The sequence below is a fragment of the Lactococcus hircilactis genome, assembly GCF_009601015.1.
Classification (GTDB): domain Bacteria; phylum Bacillota; class Bacilli; order Lactobacillales; family Streptococcaceae; genus Lactococcus; species Lactococcus hircilactis.
In genome coordinates this window covers 114,902-131,205 of sequence record NZ_WITJ01000006.1, presented here as the reverse complement: position 1 = coordinate 131,205, position 16,304 = coordinate 114,902, and the positions used below count along the sequence as shown (strand labels likewise).

Annotated in this window: 15 protein-coding genes and 1 other RNA gene; 2 read left to right on the top strand and 14 right to left on the bottom strand. The window is 35.5% G+C overall.

Features of this window, described 5'->3' with window-relative positions; all coding sequences use genetic code 11:
* Positions 1-15: 15 nt before the first annotated feature.
* The 6 genes from GHI93_RS05565 to GHI93_RS05540 all read right to left on the bottom strand — a co-directional run bounded on the left by GHI93_RS05565 (position 16) and on the right by GHI93_RS05540 (position 7,161).
* Entirely contained in the window at positions 16-819 is an 804-nt protein-coding gene (locus GHI93_RS05565) for an alpha/beta fold hydrolase (protein ID WP_153496080.1), read from the bottom strand.
* Positions 820-989: 170 nt separating this feature from the next.
* The gene (gene leuS, locus GHI93_RS05560; RefSeq protein WP_153496079.1) at positions 990-3,476 is read right to left on the bottom strand and encodes a leucine--tRNA ligase; all 2,487 of its coding nucleotides are present in this window, start codon (positions 3,474-3,476) and stop codon (positions 990-992) included.
* Between the two features lie 81 nt (positions 3,477-3,557).
* On the bottom strand, positions 3,558-4,241 hold the full coding sequence (locus tag GHI93_RS05555; RefSeq protein ID WP_153496078.1) for a helix-turn-helix domain-containing protein: 684 nt from the start codon (positions 4,239-4,241) through the stop codon (positions 3,558-3,560).
* A gap of 59 nt (positions 4,242-4,300) precedes the next feature.
* Positions 4,301-5,275: a ribose-phosphate diphosphokinase gene (locus GHI93_RS05550; protein ID WP_153496077.1), complete on the bottom strand. Its 975-nt coding sequence runs from the start codon at positions 5,273-5,275 to the stop codon at positions 4,301-4,303.
* 89 nt (positions 5,276-5,364) lie between these two features.
* Positions 5,365-6,570 carry an MFS transporter gene (locus tag GHI93_RS05545; protein WP_153496076.1) on the bottom strand — a complete coding sequence of 402 codons (1,206 nt, stop codon included), beginning with the start codon at positions 6,568-6,570 and terminating at the stop codon, positions 5,365-5,367.
* Between the two features lie 12 nt (positions 6,571-6,582).
* A complete protein-coding gene (locus GHI93_RS05540; RefSeq protein WP_153496075.1) occupies positions 6,583-7,161 on the bottom strand; it encodes an HD domain-containing protein in 579 nt (192 codons plus the stop codon).
* A gap of 123 nt (positions 7,162-7,284) precedes the next feature.
* On the opposite strand from GHI93_RS05540, the gene GHI93_RS05535 reads away from it, so the two are divergent.
* A complete protein-coding gene (locus GHI93_RS05535) occupies positions 7,285-8,169 on the top strand; it encodes an Rgg/GadR/MutR family transcriptional regulator (RefSeq protein ID WP_170272397.1) in 885 nt (294 codons plus the stop codon).
* Between the two features lie 220 nt (positions 8,170-8,389).
* On the opposite strand, the gene GHI93_RS05530 is transcribed toward GHI93_RS05535, so the two are convergent.
* From GHI93_RS05530 to GHI93_RS05495, 8 genes are all read right to left on the bottom strand, one after another.
* Positions 8,390-9,250 (bottom strand): PRD domain-containing protein, encoded by an 861-nt coding sequence (locus GHI93_RS05530; protein ID WP_246177038.1) that lies wholly within the window; start codon positions 9,248-9,250, stop codon positions 8,390-8,392.
* A 9-nt stretch (positions 9,251-9,259) separates the two neighbouring features.
* Positions 9,260-10,717 (bottom strand): glycoside hydrolase family 1 protein, encoded by a 1,458-nt coding sequence (locus GHI93_RS05525; RefSeq protein ID WP_153496073.1) that lies wholly within the window; start codon positions 10,715-10,717, stop codon positions 9,260-9,262.
* Between the two features lie 14 nt (positions 10,718-10,731).
* A complete protein-coding gene (locus GHI93_RS05520; protein WP_153496072.1) occupies positions 10,732-12,543 on the bottom strand; it encodes a beta-glucoside-specific PTS transporter subunit IIABC in 1,812 nt (603 codons plus the stop codon).
* A gap of 278 nt (positions 12,544-12,821) precedes the next feature.
* Positions 12,822-12,917, bottom strand: an RNA gene (ffs, locus tag GHI93_RS05515) — signal recognition particle sRNA small type.
* 33 nt (positions 12,918-12,950) lie between these two features.
* Positions 12,951-13,436 (bottom strand): tRNA adenosine(34) deaminase TadA, encoded by a 486-nt coding sequence (gene tadA, locus GHI93_RS05510; RefSeq protein ID WP_153496071.1) that lies wholly within the window; start codon positions 13,434-13,436, stop codon positions 12,951-12,953.
* A gap of 3 nt (positions 13,437-13,439) precedes the next feature.
* Positions 13,440-14,189: an MBL fold metallo-hydrolase gene (locus GHI93_RS05505; protein WP_153496070.1), complete on the bottom strand. Its 750-nt coding sequence runs from the start codon at positions 14,187-14,189 to the stop codon at positions 13,440-13,442.
* A gap of 244 nt (positions 14,190-14,433) precedes the next feature.
* The gene (locus GHI93_RS05500) at positions 14,434-15,102 is read right to left on the bottom strand and encodes a YoaK family protein (RefSeq protein ID WP_343030317.1); all 669 of its coding nucleotides are present in this window, start codon (positions 15,100-15,102) and stop codon (positions 14,434-14,436) included.
* A 246-nt stretch (positions 15,103-15,348) separates the two neighbouring features.
* A complete protein-coding gene (locus GHI93_RS05495; RefSeq protein ID WP_153496068.1) occupies positions 15,349-15,831 on the bottom strand; it encodes a phage tail protein in 483 nt (160 codons plus the stop codon).
* A 170-nt stretch (positions 15,832-16,001) separates the two neighbouring features.
* Here GHI93_RS05495 and GHI93_RS05490 point away from each other — a divergent pair, with 170 nt between their 5' ends.
* Positions 16,002-16,226 (top strand): zinc ribbon domain-containing protein, encoded by a 225-nt coding sequence (locus GHI93_RS05490; protein ID WP_153496067.1) that lies wholly within the window; start codon positions 16,002-16,004, stop codon positions 16,224-16,226.
* Positions 16,227-16,304 lie beyond the last annotated feature (78 nt).

Here is a 16,304-nt window from a genome sequence, read left to right as displayed (position 1 = left end):
AAAACTGAGAATTTCTCAGTTTTTTTGATTTTCATGAATAAAATTAATGACTGTTTGATTAAATTTATCAGCATCCTCGAGATGTAAAATATGACCACACCCTTCAAATTCAATCCATTGTGATGCTGGATGATGCGACAGTGCACGCGCAGCTTTTGCTGATGCGGGAGAAAAAATCGGAGACTTTCCTCCAGAAAGAAACAAGTGGGGTTTTGATTCTTGAGCAATCGTACTTCTCCAATCTTGCACGATTACATTGAATAACAATTCTTGGTAAGTTTTGAAATTAAAAGGATACATATTTTTCCCAAGTTCTCGTTTAAGATCGTCTGACAGCTGCTTTTCTGTTAATTTCATTCGAGGAAATTCCAGCATAAATCCTTCCAGTTCATGAAATGACCGCCCTTCTTTTCCATCCAACCAATCTGGATGTTTTAAAAATGTTGGTCCTTGGTCTTCAGTGATTACAAGTAAAATCGCACGATCAGTAAATAATTCCTCATAAGCCATGATTGTCGCAGCTCCCATTGAATGTCCCAAAAGAACAGGACTTTCCAATTTTAGATGCTCAATTAACTGATGAAGATCCATCGCCAATCGTGACAAACTCAATCCATAATTGACTTTTTGAGAACGTCCGTGCGCACGATGATCGTAAGTAATGACAAAAAATCCCGCATTCATCAATGCTTCGATTTGACAAATCCACGTCACCTCACTTGCTGAATAGCCGCTGATTAAAACGATCGCTTGATTTTCTTGTTTACCATAAGTGTGATAATGAATATCCACCCCATCATTTGTTTTAAAAAACGCCATTTTCTCCTCCACATCTCCTTTTTATTGTATCAAAAATTTCTGTCAGTACTGACAGAATTAAATTGTGAAATCGTGATCAGTTTTGTCACTTTTTCTCAGCACTTTTTCATCACAAAAGAACTGAACACAATCAAAAAATGATCCAAACGTCATCTTGGATCATTTCTATTTTATTTCATCACAATATTAACCAGTTTATTCGGGACTGCGATGACTTTCACAACATTTCCAGTCAAATGTTTTTTCACCACTTCTTGTCCAAGCTCAGCCAATGCTTCACGTGACAAATCTTTAGAAACTTTCACCTTTGTTTTTAATTTTCCATTGATTTGGACAACAATTTCCACTTCAGACTCGATTAATTTGCTGGCATCAAATTCTGGCCAAGCCACATAAGAAATCCCTGCTTCTTGCCCTAAACTCACCCAAAGTTCTTCAGCAATATGAGGAGCAAATGGTGCTAGCAATTGAACAAATCCTTTTGCATAGTCACGAGGTAACGTATCCACTTTATTTGCAGCATTCACAAAAATCATCAACTGTGAAATTGCCGTATTAAAGAGCATTCCATCCAGACGTTCCGTCACATTTTTTACTGTTTCGTGATAGACTTTATCCAATGATTTATCATTTGTATCAACGACTTTATCAGAACTAATCAACCGCACCACACGGTCCAAAAACTTACGTGCTCCTTCAAGTCCTTCTTCTGACCAAGCAATACTTGCATCAAGTGGCCCCATGAACATTTCATAAACGCGTAATGTATCTGCTCCGTATCGCTTCACCACATCATCAGGATTAACCACGTTTTTTAGTGATTTAGACATTTTAGCAGGTGCTTGCTCTAACGCTTCTCCAGTTTCAATATTAAAGAATCCACCATCGCGTTTTTCAACTTTATCCGTTGCAACGAGCGCCCCACGCGCATCCCGATAAGAAGTCCCTAAAATCATCCCTTGATTAAATAATTTTTGGAAAGGTTCTTTTGTAGGAACAATTCCCAAATCATAGAGGAATTTATGCCAAAAACGCGCATAAAGTAAGTGCAGCACTGCATGTTCAGCTCCACCAACATAAATATCAACAGGAAGCCATTGTTTTAATAATTCAGGATCTGCAAGTGCCTGATCATTATGCGGATCAATATATCGCAAATAGTACCAAGAAGAGCCTGCCCATTGAGGCATCGTATTCGTTTCACGCCGTCCTTTGACACCATCAAAACGAGTAACTTCAAGCCAATCGGTCAAATTTGCTAAAGGAGATTCTCCCGTTCCTGAAGGTTTAATATCAGAAGTTACAGGTAGAATTAAAGGTAATTCTTGCTCAGGGACTGCCGTTGAAGTCCCATCTTCCCAATGTATAATCGGAATTGGTTCTCCCCAATAGCGCTGACGACTAAAGAGCCAATCGCGCAATTTATAGGTGATTTTTTTTGCCCCAACCTGATGCTCTTCAAGCCATTCAAGCATTTTAGCAATGCCGTTTTCTTTATCTAAGCCATCCAAAAACTCGGAATTTATGTGACTACCGTCCTCAGTAAAAGCTGCAACAGTAACATCTCCACCCTCCAAAACAGGAATGATGTCAAGACCAAAAACTTTTGCAAATTCCCAATCTCGCTCATCATGAGCAGGAACAGCCATAATTGCACCATGTCCATAGCTCGCTAATACATAATCGGCAATCCAAATCGGAATTGGTTTTCCATTTACAGGATTAATTGCATAAGCACCCGTAAAAACACCTGTTTTTTCTTTGGCCAAATCTGTCCGGGCAAGATCAGATTTTAGACTCGCCTGATGTTTATACTCTGCGACAGCTTCTTTTTGCTCAGGACGTGTTATCGCATCAACCAACGCATGCTCAGGAGCCAAAACACAGTACGTCGCTCCAAAAAGCGTATCAGGTCGCGTTGTAAAAACCTCAAACGTATGATCCGAATCCACCACTTTAAAGCGCACATCTGCACCCGTCGATTTTCCAATCCAATTGCGTTGCATTTCTTTGATAGACTCAGGCCAATCCAACTCATCTAAATCGGCAAGCAATCGCTCTGCGTACGCTGTGATTTTCAAAATCCATTGCCGCATTGGCTTACGAACGACAGGATATCCTCCACGCTCAGAGGTGCCATCTGGAAGGACTTCTTCATTTGCGATTGCTGTCCCAAGCTCTTCAACCCAGTTGACAGGGACTTGTGCCTCATAAGCTAAGCCTTTTTCATACATTTTCGTAAAGATCCATTGCGTCCATTTATAAAATTTTGGATCCGTTGTGTTGACTTCTCGATCCCAGTCATAAGAAAAACCTAAACTATTGATTTGACGTTTAAAATTTGCAATATTTTCCGCTGTGAAATCGGCAGGATCATGTCCAGTTGACATCGCATAATTTTCAGCAGGCAGTCCAAACGCATCCCATCCCATTGGATGAAGGACATTAAATCCTTTTGCACGTTTATAACGGCTCAAAATATCGGTTGCAGTGTATCCTTCTGGATGCCCCACGTGAAGTCCAGCACCTGATGGATAAGGAAACATGTCGAGCGCATAGAATTTAGGACGATTTTTATCTGATTGAGTGCGAAAAGTATCATTTTCCGCCCAAAATTTTTGCCATTTGGCTTCAATTTCTTGATGATTATATTCCATTTTTTATCCTTTAATTTTCTGATTATTTCGATAATAATATTATAACAAAAAAAGCTGTGATTTCCAGTAATTCTTACAAACTTACAACAAGTGATATGCCAAAACAAGATCACTACCACTGAGTTCTAAACCATAAAACTTCTCAAATTTTTTAATTTTATTGAGCAAAGTGTTTCGATGAACAAATAAGAGTTTAGCAGCCGCAGCCTGATTTCCAGAAGTTTCATAAAGACTTTTAACAATCAATTGATCTTCTGGATGCTCATGCAATTGGATTTTAAGTTGATGTAACGTTTGACTTTTTGATAAGGAAAGCACTGTTGAAAATAAATATTCACTGAACGTTTTATTCTCAGAAAACGCCGCGCGCTCTTCTTCAAAAAGTGCTCCCAATTCTTCTTGCTCTACAAAAATTCCGACAAAAGCAGAAATCATAATTCCCATATCTTGAGATAATGTTTGAAACACATCAAAAAGCTCTGATTTACTCAGCGTTTCATTAGACCATCGCTCAATAACAAAATGCTGATTAAAATCAATCTGTTCAAGCTCTGGAAGGATCATTTTCAAACTCTGCGCGAGTTCTTCAAAAGAAGCCGTTTTAAATTGAATGATCCGATATTTTCCATCTTTTAATTCATCAAATAACGCCCGTGTTTGATCCATATTTAATAGTTTTAATAGCTTTTTTTCTCGTTCATTAAGAAGGTTTTGATCTACATTTTCATAGAGTTCTTGAATCTTTAAAATTTCATTAGTTTTCATTTTTTTAAAAAAGCGACCAACGGTCGCTTGAATGGACTTTTTTGTTTTCTCATCAGTGATTAAATGTTCTCTGATGGACGACGAAGTTCGTATAAAGGAGACAACGGACGTTTTTCATGAATCCGAATGATTGCATCCGCAAGTAAATTAGCAATTGAAAGTTGCACAATTTTATCGCTTTTGCGCGCTTTAGGGATTTCAATCGTATCAAGAACAACCAACTTTGTAATCGCTGACTTCTCAATTCTTTCGATTGCTGGGCCAGACAATACAGCATGTGTACATGAAGCATAAACTTCTGTTGCCCCCAACGCTTTGAGTGCGTTTGCTGCTAATGTGATCGTTCCAGCTGTATCAATCATATCATCAATCAAGATACATTTTTTGCCTTTCACGTCCCCGATAATATTCATAATTTCAGCAACATTTGCCCGTGGACGACGTTTGTCAATAATGGCAAGTGGTGTTTTTAAAAATGAAGCTAATTTCCGAGCACGTCCAACTCCACCGTGGTCTGGTGAAACCACGACAACATCATCTCCAGCAGCAACAAAATTGCGCTTAAAGTAATCCGCAATCAATGGAGATCCCATCAAATGATCCACTGGAATATTAAAGAATCCCTGAATTTGCGGTGCGTGAAGATCAAATGTAATTAAGCGATCAGCTCCAGCAATTTGAACCATATTTGCAACAAGTTTAGACGTAATGGGTTCACGTGCTCTTGCTTTACGATCTTGGCGAGCGTAGCCATAATAAGGCATTACGATATTGATTGAGGCAGCACTTGCGCGACGCAAAGTATCCATCATAATCAAGAGTTCCATTAAATTTTCATTTACTGGAGCACTGGTTGATTGAAGGACGAAGACATGCTCTCCGCGGACACTTTCATCAATATGTATTTCCGTTTCGCCATCAGAATATGTTCTAATGGTCGCTTTTCCTAACTCAATTCCAATTTCTCTAGCTACTTTTTGGGCCAGTTCTTTGTTAGAAGAGAGTGCAAACAACTTCAAATTTGAATACGACATGAAGAGCCTTTCTTTAATTCCAAATAGATAATACTATTTTACCTTAATTTTACTGATTTTTCAAACCTTCTTTTGTATGATTGTAAAATTTAAGCATACTTCTGGTATATTTTTGTAAACAAAATGGATAAAATTAATATTCCCATGCCAACAAAAAGAAAATTATATTCAAAGCTTGGCGTTAAAAGTAGTGTAAAAAGGAGTGTTCCAAGAGGCATAAATAAAATAGCCACTGTAAAAATAATCCCAAAAACGCGTCCCAAAAATTCACTCTCAACTTCTCTTTGAACAAAAGAAAAAAATTGAATATTAAAAAGTGCTAAAAAAAGATTAAAAAGTGCAGGAGAAAGGACAAGGAGATATAGTGTCGGATAAATGTGATAAAACACTGGAGCTAATCCGAGTGAAATTCCTGAAATTCCAAGATACAACATGAGTTGATTCACATCCATTTTTTTATTGATTTTTCCACTGATGACTGCACCAATAATTCCGCCTACTGCTTCTGCTGTGAGATAACTTCCATAAATATTTCCTATAATTTTTGGAAACATTTGATTTCCAAAAGGCAAAAGAAGATTATAAGCAGCAAGAAAAAAATTGACAAAAGCAGCTAAAATAATCAAAATAAAAATACGCTTCTTGTGAAAAAGATAAGTAAAACCACTCGCAAGATCTTTAAAAATTAACGAAAATGAAAATTTTTCACGCATTTTTACTTCTTCAATGATGGGAGAAATAAGCAAAACAATGCTTGCAGAAATAAAGAATGACACAGCATCTAAAGCAAGCGCTCCATGAATCCCAATAATATGATAAATTCCTACAGAAACAAGTGGAATAAAGATTTTCATAATCATACTTGCCGTTTGCAAATTGGAATTAAGTTCTGCGATTGTCTCTTTTTCAACACTTTCTTTAGTGATCGCTTTATAAGCTGGATTTGAAAATGAACTCAACAACGATAAAACAACAGTGCCACCAATGATGGCAAAAATTAAGATGTGACTCACATTGATGAGTGCCGCCACTAAACAGGTCAATCCACTGAAAAAGTCAGTGAGAATTAAGATCCGTTTTCTTCGAAAACGATCAGCAATCACACCTCCAAAAAGATTGAAGATAACACTGATCATATTTTCTAGTGTTTGATAAATTCCCACAAGCATCAGTGAATGACGATTAATGCTCGCTAAAAAAGTATTACTCGCATAATCAAATAAAATATCCCCTGCTCTTGAAATACTACTGCTTGTGATCAATACACTTGCATTTTTCTTTTCAATTTTTTTCATGATGTTCCTCTCTTATTTATAAATTCCCTTTTTGACACTTAATGCGATAAGTTTTAAGACAAGATTCCACAACTCTTGAGATTCATTCTCGATAAATTTTTTCTTTTTTAAAACCATTTCCGTACTTAATTGATCTGGATTATAATTTTTTTTCGATATCACTAAATGATTAATCAGTGGAATTAACGCATCTATCACCCGTCCATATCTTGCTTCTGGGCTATTTCCAGTTTCAAATTCTAACCATAATTGTTGCAAAACTTGCGCTTGTTTTTGAGGAAGTATTCCTAAACTTTTGTGAATTGAAGAGTATTCTTTTTCATGCGCGTATTTTTTTCCTTTGTCATCATAAAGCCAAGTATCTCCTGCATAAATTTCCCCTAAATCATGGATAAGTAACATTTTCATTACTTTTTCCATATCTAGTGTTATCGGAAAATATTCTTCTAAAATAACTGCTGTGATTGCACTTTGCCACGAATGCTCCGCACTATTTTCAAATCTATCGTCTAACGTTTTATTATGTCTTGTCACAATTTTTAACTTTTCAAGTTCGCTTATAAAATCCACCTGTTTTTCAATTTTTTTCATGATGTTCCTCATTTATTTATAAATTTTTTCAACTGCTGTTGATAGTGGTATAATAATACATGTCACTCGGAGATTCAATAAAAATGAGATCAAAAAATATCAGATATGAGAGGAACAAAACAGATGGATCAATCCTTTGGACTTGCGCTGAAAAGACTGCGTCAATCAAAAAATATTGAAGCAAAAGCTTTAGCGGGTGAGCACATCTCTTATCCACAACTTTTAAAATTCGAAGCTGGAAAATCAATGATTTCAGTAGAAAAGCTCTTTTTCTTACTTGATTCCATCAACATTTCAGTAGAAGAATATGAACGGACACGCTCTGAAATCGCACTTCTCCATCATGAAAATATTTTTTTCAATCGACAAGTCGGTCAAGCGTTTTGGAATAAAAATACGTCTAAACTAGAATATTTACTGAAAGAAGCGATAGAAAAACAATCGAAGCACTTAGAAAATCAACGTTATCAACTCAATGTGATTGATATTAAAGCGGCACTCCATCGTCTTAATCCCAACTATCAAATCTCAAAAAATGAAATTCAATTTTTAGTAAATTATTTGAGTGGAATAAAGGAATGGAGTTTTTATGAAGCGTGGTTATTTTCAAATACCACTGAGATTTTTAGTGATGTACAAGCTAGAGCATTAGTAAATCAAATGATTTATCCAAAACATCAAAATATTGTCTCCAAACGAACACAACAAGAAATTAATTTGGCTTTATTAAATACAATCAGTCACTTTATTGAAACCGAGCATTTTTCTCCTGTTCAGGGCTGGTTGAATTATTTGGAAACACATATCAGCTCTGACTTAAATCTTTATGATCGTGCTGGATTAGAATATCACAGCGCATTACTTCAATTTTGCGAGACGCCACAAAATCCTGAACGATTAGAGAAAGTCCAAAGGTGTATTGCCGCTTTTGAAACATTGGGATGCTTTAAATTAGCTGACATCATGAAAAATGAAGTTGAAATTTACAAAAACAAATATCACATATGATATATTTTGATGAAAAAAACCTGATTTTTTGATGAAATCAGGTTTTTGATATGAGATTTTTTTGCTTGTGAAATGAAAAATACTGATTTTGATTTTCACTTTACGAAAACCTGCATAACTGTTTTTTAATTGGCTTTGATTGCTGCATAGTATCCGTCAGTGCTAGAGCAGTGAGTTTCACACCAGCACTGACGGATACAGCTCCTGGCTAACTTAGAAATTATTTATTAAAACCATCTATTTTTTGACTATTTAACAAACGATTAATATGAATCGCGAGATACGTAATTTCATCCATAGTAATCTTTTTTGAATAGATGGTTTCTAAATGATCCTTTATCAAAAAAGAAATTTCCGTTGCTTTAGGATACATAAGGGTAATTTGTTCAAATAATTGATTATTTTCTTCACTCAAAAGATTTCCGTTAAAAAATCTTTCAGCGAAAAACTTCAAATGAGAAATAAAACGCTGATAATTAATGCTTTCTGTGTCTAGCTCCCCGTGAACACTGTATCTAATCAGATTATTTACTGAAGAAATTAACTTAGCATAATTCATACCATCTGCTTGGTTTTCATCTGAGTTTTGCGCATTGATGATATGAAAAGCGATATTCGCTGCCTCCTCCTTTGGTAAAAATAAGCCAAATTCTTTTTTTAAAAGTTTTAGTGAATATTCTCCAATCTTAAATTCTTTTGGATAATAATTTTTTATTTCCCAAAAAACTCGATTAGTTACAAAAATATTATTTTTCAAACGTTCAATCGCAAAATTTAAATGATCTCCCAACATAAAATAGACACTCGGATTTAATGGTTTTTCAAGTTCTTGCTCTGCTATTGAAACTATTTTCCGAGTAATTTCTAAAAGCTCAGGAGGAATTGCTTCCAGAATGCTCATATACTCTTTAAGGTTTGAATTTTTTAGCGGAATAAATCTTTGATTTACAGTATTTTCTTCAATGACACTGCCTATTTTTTTACCGTATCCTATTCCTTTTCCTAAAAGAATATACTCACTCCCTTCATCATCAACGGCGAGTACTGCATTTGAATTCATTAATTTTTTAATTTTTATCAAAATCAACTCCTAAGCTAGGTCATCTCCACTTGTTTCGATTACTTTTTTATACCAGTAAAAAGAATCCTTTTTATATCTTTGCTGATTTCCGTTGCCAAAATCATCTTGATCAACATAAACAAAACCATACCGTTTACTCATTTGAGAGGTAGAAACACTGATGGAGTCAATTGGTGCCCAGCTAGTGTATCCAAAGAGATCCACCCCCATATCAATCGCTTTTTTCATCTCTTGTATGTGTGCCCTAAGGTAATTGATGCGATAATGATCGTGGATTTTATTATTTTTATCTAAAGTATCCACCGCACCCAACCCATTTTCCACAATAATTAAGGGAATCTGATAGCGATCATATAATTCAATCAAGGAAATTCTTAAGCCTACTGGATCAATCTGCCATCCCCATTCTGTAGATGCTAAATATGGATTTTTGACACTCATTATTGTATTGCCAGCCGATTTTTCTTTATTTGGATCCGCTGATTCTGTTCTCGACATATAGTAACTGAATGCAAGATAATCTGATCTTCCTTGCAATAAAATTTCATCATCTTCTGGAGCTACTTTAATTTGAATGTTATTATTTTTTAACTTTCTTAGATATAAATCTGGATATTTCCCAAAAATTTGAATATCTGCATGCGCATAATTGTCTAAATTTCTTTCCAAAGACAAAAGAACGTCTTCGGGATGGCAGGTGTTTGGATAAGTGGTCAATTTTGTTAGCATACAACCCATTTTACTCTCTGGAATCATTTCATGACACATTTTTGTTACCTTAGCAGCTGCTACGTATTGATGATGAAGCGCTTGATAGATTGCTTCATCTAAAGTATAATGCTCACATTGATCTTCGACAATTCCCGCTGTGATAAATGGGTGCCGACTGACACTATCAATCTCATTGAACGTCAACCAATATTTGACATACGAACCAAATTCTTCAAAACATACTTTTGAATACTTCACAAAGAAATCAATAAGCTTTCGATCAACCCATCCATTATACTCTATACTCAATTGTAATGGCATTTCGTAGTGTGATAAGGTTACGATTGGGACGATGTTCTTTTCTTTCAAACTTTCGAATATTTTTTTATAATAATCGATTCCTTTTTGATTCGGAACTTCTTCTTTTCCAGTTGGAAATAACCTTGACCAAGCGATTGAAAGACGTAATGTTTTAAACCCCATTTCCGAAAAGAGTGCAATATCTTCTTTGTATCTATGATAAAAGTCGATTCCTCTTCGTTTAGGATAATCTTTTGCATCTTTTGTTTTTACCGCATCTTCTATCATTTTACTTGTGACCAAATTATGTCCAGCGTAATCATTTATATCTAAGTTAGATTTAAACATGGCCACATCTGCAACTGATAACCCTTTTCCTCCTTCGTTCCACGCACCCTCTATTTGATTTGCAGCTAATGCACCTCCCCAGAGAAAATCCTTTTTAAATCCTGACATGTTAATCCTCCATCTTATAATGTAATGAGTTGCTCAAATTGAGAAACATAATTTGATTCAGTTACAACAATTTTAGCAGCTTTAGGTTGTGTTAAGACCATAATTGTGGTTGGGTCAAAACCTTCTGATTGAATTTTTTCAATATCAAAAGTAATGAGAAGCTCTCCACTTTTTACTTTTTGTCCTTCTTTTACATGAACATCAAAGTATTTTCCTTTTAAATTTACTGTATCAATGCCAATATGAATTAATATTTCTTGTCCATCATCTGTTTTTAATCCAATAGCGTGTTTCGTTGCATAAACCATTGTTACAGTCGCATCGCTAGGAGAATAAATTTCACCTTTATCAGGAATTATTGCAACACCGTCTCCAAGTATTTTTGCGGAAAAAACATCATCATTAACGTTTTCAAGTGGAAGAACTTTACCTTCTACTGGTGTTTTTAATACTGTTGCTTTTAAATTTTTAATGTTCTCTTCATTATCTGGTTCTTTCCATAAGATGACTGTGGCAATAAATGAGACAAAAAATGAAATAACTAATCCAATCACCGCATGAAGTAAGTTGTTTGGTAATTTTTCAGAAATAAACATTGATAGCGTTGCAAGACCTGGGCCTACGGCTACGTAGGCTTCAACAGCCATTAACCCAAGCGATCCCCCACCAACAAAACTCCCTATCATCACGCCATATAAAACACGTTTATTTAGAATTGTCACTCCATATAATGCTGGTTCAGTAATTCCAAATAGAGACGAAATCCCAGCAGAAATGGCTGTGGAGCGTAGCTCTTTATTTTTTGTTCTTAATGCTACTGCAAACGTTGCTCCTGCTTCAGAGATATTGTGTGCTAGTGAGGCAGCATTATAAATGATTTCTTTCCCAGTTTGTCCAAGTGATGTGATCACGTACGGGATCATGGCTTTGTGCATTCCGGTAACAACCATAAATGGAAGGAGAGTCGCTAATATCGCAACAGCAATCCATCCAAATTTTTCAAACATAAACATAATCACTGAAGCAAATCCTTGTCCAAATGTAAATCCGATAGGACCTAAAATGAATAAAGTCAATGGTACAACAATCACCAAACTAAACATCGGAACAAAGAACGTTCGAACTACTTTTGGAACAATTTTTGTAAAACCTTTTTCTAATTGAGCATAACAAATTACCGTTAAAATTGCGGGAAATACTTGATAAGCATAATTAACATTGATTAAGGATTGTCCAAATAAATGTGCTCCTTTCGTCAACATCATGGTTAAATCTGGAGTTAAAAGAGCTGAAACTGCTGAGACTGCAACAAGTTGATTTACCTTGAGTTTTTTTGCGGTCGTCATTGCCACTAATAATGGTAAAAATCGTAGCGGTGCATCCCCAATAAAAAATAATATTTGATAGGTTTGAGTTGTTTTATCTAATAAACCTAATAATGCTGCCAACATGAGAAACGATTTTAATATTCCTCCTCCAGCAATAGCAGGAATAAGGGGTTGAAAAATACTAACAATAAAATCTAATAATCGTGTTGATAATTTTATTTTTTTAGCATTTGTTTCCAAAGTATTCACTAAATCATTTTCAAGTAATTTGTCAACTTCATTATACACTTCCACGACCGAGTTTCCAATAATAATTTGAGTTTGAACATTTTGGACTGCTCCAAGTACTCCTGGTGTTTTTTTTAATGCCTCTAAATTTGCTTTAGAATCATCAATGAGCGTAAATCTCAACCTTGTCGAGCAATGTTCTAAGTGAGAAACATTAGCGTTACCACCGACTAACTCTAGTATTTCTTTTGCCAATTTTTGTACATCCATTGTACAATCTCCTTTAATTATTTTACATGTTAAAAATAAAAAAACCGAATTAAAGAGAAAGAAAAACATCTTTCAATTCAATTCGGTTATGCCTGACTTAACAGTAACATGCCACTATTTAAGATATCTTCATCTTACCACAAAAAAATGAAAACGTCAACATCTTTTTTGAAATTCAAAAAAATTTTTGTACTTCAAATAATATCCAATTTAATTCTTACTCAATATTTATTCTTGATTGCTCATTTTGGAACTTTAGAAGAGCTGGTTTGAAAAGGAATTTGTAAAAAAAGAGCACATAAGCCACATACTTAGTGCTGCTACCGTCAGGTCCTGACACGCTTCGTAAGGGACTTATTGCTCCATCATTATTATATCATAATTTTTTGGTATTTCAACTTTTTGCGTCACTTTTTGCGGCGATTTCTGAAAAAAGTCTGCATAATTTCTGCGCATTTTTCCTCTAAAATCCCTGATTCTACTTGGACGCGATGGTTTAGTCGCTCATCAGTGAGAATCTGATAAAGACTGACTGTGCCGCCAAATTTTGGGTTACTTGCGCCAAAATAGACTTGTGGAATTCTTGCTAATCCAATCGCACCAGCGCACATCACACAAGGTTCAATTGTGACAAAAAGCGCGCAGTCTGTGAGCCGCCAATTTCCGATGCGCGCATTAGCTTGATCAATCACACAAATCTCTGCATGATGCGTTGAGCGCTGATCGAGTTCTCTACGATTGAATGCACGAGCAATTATTTTTTTGTCAGCACTGACAAGAACACATCCGATTGGAACTTCTTCGTTATCAGCGGCTTTTTTAGCTTCAATCAGTGCTTCATTCATGAAAAATTCTTTTTCAGCTGGTGTCAATACAATTTTTTCTTCTGTCATCACTTACAACTGCCATTTTTCGTGAGGGTAAGCCAGATCAACACTGACAGAACCTGCAGCATCTTGTGCTTCTTTTTGCAAAAGGTTTAAATCTCCAAATTGTGGGAGATGTGTCAAAATAAGCTTTTTTACGCCCGCACGCTGTGCAATTTCACCTGCTTCAACGGAGGATAAGTGATTAGGCATTTTGGATTTTTCTTTGAAGAAATAAACGTCAGCGAGCAAAATCGTCGCATGCTTTGAAAAATCAATTAACGCATCAAAATAACCTGTATCGCCAGTATAAACAATGGTTTGACCTGTTTTTTTCTCAAAAATACGCATGGCAAAATTCGTGACTGGATGAACTGTTTTTAAAAAACTAATTTCAAACGGGCCAAGATTTAATCCATTTTCAGTATCATAAGCATGACCTTGAGTGACATGCTCAAGCGTTAATTTTGAAAATTCATATTCGTTTTCAGCATGCCCATAGATTGGTAAAATCATGCCATCCCATCCAGCTTCTCCAAGAGGAAAGAGCTGCCGATACTGTCGAAGCGCTCCAAGATCAGCGATATGATCTTCATGATAATGTGACAAAATCACGGCATCAAGCTGTGTCGGCTGCAGCTCATGCTCAAGCTCTGTCACTGCTCTTGAGCCACAGTCCAAAAGTAAGTTATACCCTGACTCACTTTGTAACAGATAGCTCGTCGTCCCTGCGTCTCTCGTTGGATAGCCTCCCCATACCCCAAGTGCTGTTAATTTCATCCGATTTCCTCCTTTATTCTTTCTTTCATTATACCAAGATGTCACACAAATAGGGTCAAAAGAGACTAAAAAGAAAAAGTTATTTTTATTATATTCCATTTGAATCGTCAGTTTTTTGATCCTTTTGACTGGTTTAATCTACTTAAAAATTTTTGTCAGTACTGACAGAAATTTTTTTAAGCCCTTTGTAGTAAAAACACCAGATTTCAAAACGCTGTCAGTACTGACAGCGCTCTTTTTATCATTAAATTTTTTCTGTCCGATAAATCAAAAACACAAGGAAATAAAGGATACAAGCTCCCATCAGTGTCCAAGCACCGAAATATTTTCCTAGAATTGTTGCCAAAAATGCACCAACAAAAAATGTCGGAATAATGGCACCAAGGACACGAACAACATGAAGATTTTCAGTTCGTTTTGTCAAAATCCATTGTGCTAAATTCACTGAAAAGTTTTTGATGTTTCCTGTTGTAAAAACAGAAGTATAACCAAGACCATGTGCGCGATTAAATGTGTCAAATTGAATGGCCATAAAAAATGAAACAATTCCAACAAAAACAGAATTTGGCAAATTCAAAAAAGTTGCGTACATCACTGTAAATACTGTCATTCCAATCAGCTGAATACTCAATAAATAAAGGGCATCAAATTTTCTTCGCTTCATCAAATAATGAGCGTAGAACACTTTAAACATCACACCTGCCACGAAAAAGAAGATGGGAATCGCAAAATCCCAAAACTGATTAAATTTCCCTTGCGCAAGTGAAATACCTGCTTGAATCACATTTCCTGTCTGTGCTCCAGCAAATCGACCATCATAATGAAAAAAAGTAAACCCATCAATAAATCCTGCTGATAAAGCCATCAATAAGGCCACGCGCAACTTCTCGCGGACTTCTGTCTTCAAAATCACACCTCCATGTCTGATCTGTTTTATATCAAAATGTAAGCACAAATTACTCAAAAAAGGGACAAGTAAGAAGAACGTTTGATTTTATTTCGCACGTTCAAAAAATTCAGCGTACTTGACACTTTCTATTTGTGCACCTTCTATTATACCAAAAAAATCAAGCAAATCCTGACGCGATCGTTTCACATCTGACAAAAATTTTTTTCAATCACTCAATAGCTCTTAAAAATTACCCTTGATTTTACTCTTTTAGTGCCATTCTTGCTTCAAAACAAAGAAACTGCCACGAATTTCTCCAGCTAATTTTGATTTTTGACGTGCAAACTTAAATTTACCTTCTAATGCTTTTGGAATTTCCATCCCCTCAGAGAGTTTCAATCCAACAGCCCGCTTTGGTTTTTTCCCTGGCGTACTTGCTTGTTTCTCATAAAGTACATTGATGACTAAACCATCCTCAAAATAAAATTCTGGCCAGTAAAGCGTTTCATCTTCATAAACAAAAACCTCTAAAATTTTTGAAGAAAAGATCAAATCACGTTCTTCTTTTAATAATTTTTCTAACCAATCCACTTCACTTTTTCGCTCGCTTGCCGGCTTGACAACATATTCGATTTTGTATTTGTTCCAAAAATAGCGCGCCTCATTTGCCCTCAGTCCTGCTAGTGCCTGCGCAACAGGGGATTGCTCTAATCCTTTTGTTTCAACTGTTTTAAAATTTACTGTATATCCCATCATTTTCTTCTTTCATTATTAAAAATTCATGTGAACTCCATTATATCAAATTATTTTTTAAAAAATCACATTCCTGTATTTTTTAACATGAAAAATGGATATGATTCAATTTTTGTCATGAATTAATGTATAATAGAAACAAAAGAAAGCAATTTTAAGGAGGATTTGACATGAACGGCTATGAGCGGCAATACAGTTGTATCAAGTGCGGAAATCATCACTTTGAACAAGATCATTTTCAATCCACAGGTGGCGAATTTTCAAAACTTTTTAATGTTCAGCATAAAAAATTTATCACGATTTCTTGTGCACAATGCGGATTTACAGAACTTTACAAATCAAAAACCAGCTCTGGAATGAACGTTTTAGATTTTTTAATGAATGAAAAACACTAAAATCAGCCTTAAGTCTTAAAAAACACTTAAGGTTTTTATGTTATTCTAATGTGGTACGCAATTGTTTCTTCATTTTTA

What these genes read in the sequence shown, in the direction of transcription:
- GHI93_RS05565 (WP_153496080.1), bottom strand. Translation starts at nt 819, where the DNA reads ATGGCGTTTTTTAAAACAAATGATGGGGTGGATATTCATTATCACACT.
- leuS (WP_153496079.1), bottom strand. Translation starts at nt 3,476, where the DNA reads ATGGAATATAATCATCAAGAAATTGAAGCCAAATGGCAAAAATTTTGG.
- GHI93_RS05555 (WP_153496078.1), bottom strand. Translation starts at nt 4,241, where the DNA reads ATGAAAACTAATGAAATTTTAAAGATTCAAGAACTCTATGAAAATGTA.
- GHI93_RS05550 (WP_153496077.1), bottom strand. Translation starts at nt 5,275, where the DNA reads ATGTCGTATTCAAATTTGAAGTTGTTTGCACTCTCTTCTAACAAAGAA.
- GHI93_RS05545 (WP_153496076.1), bottom strand. Translation starts at nt 6,570, where the DNA reads ATGAAAAAAATTGAAAAGAAAAATGCAAGTGTATTGATCACAAGCAGT.
- GHI93_RS05540 (WP_153496075.1), bottom strand. Translation starts at nt 7,161, where the DNA reads ATGAAAAAAATTGAAAAACAGGTGGATTTTATAAGCGAACTTGAAAAG.
- GHI93_RS05535 (WP_170272397.1), top strand. Translation starts at nt 7,285, where the DNA reads ATGGATCAATCCTTTGGACTTGCGCTGAAAAGACTGCGTCAATCAAAA.
- GHI93_RS05525 (WP_153496073.1), bottom strand. Translation starts at nt 10,717, where the DNA reads ATGTCAGGATTTAAAAAGGATTTTCTCTGGGGAGGTGCATTAGCTGCA.
- GHI93_RS05520 (WP_153496072.1), bottom strand. Translation starts at nt 12,543, where the DNA reads ATGGATGTACAAAAATTGGCAAAAGAAATACTAGAGTTAGTCGGTGGT.
- tadA (WP_153496071.1), bottom strand. Translation starts at nt 13,436, where the DNA reads ATGACAGAAGAAAAAATTGTATTGACACCAGCTGAAAAAGAATTTTTC.
- GHI93_RS05505 (WP_153496070.1), bottom strand. Translation starts at nt 14,189, where the DNA reads ATGAAATTAACAGCACTTGGGGTATGGGGAGGCTATCCAACGAGAGAC.
- GHI93_RS05495 (WP_153496068.1), bottom strand. Translation starts at nt 15,831, where the DNA reads ATGGGATATACAGTAAATTTTAAAACAGTTGAAACAAAAGGATTAGAG.
- GHI93_RS05490 (WP_153496067.1), top strand. Translation starts at nt 16,002, where the DNA reads ATGAACGGCTATGAGCGGCAATACAGTTGTATCAAGTGCGGAAATCAT.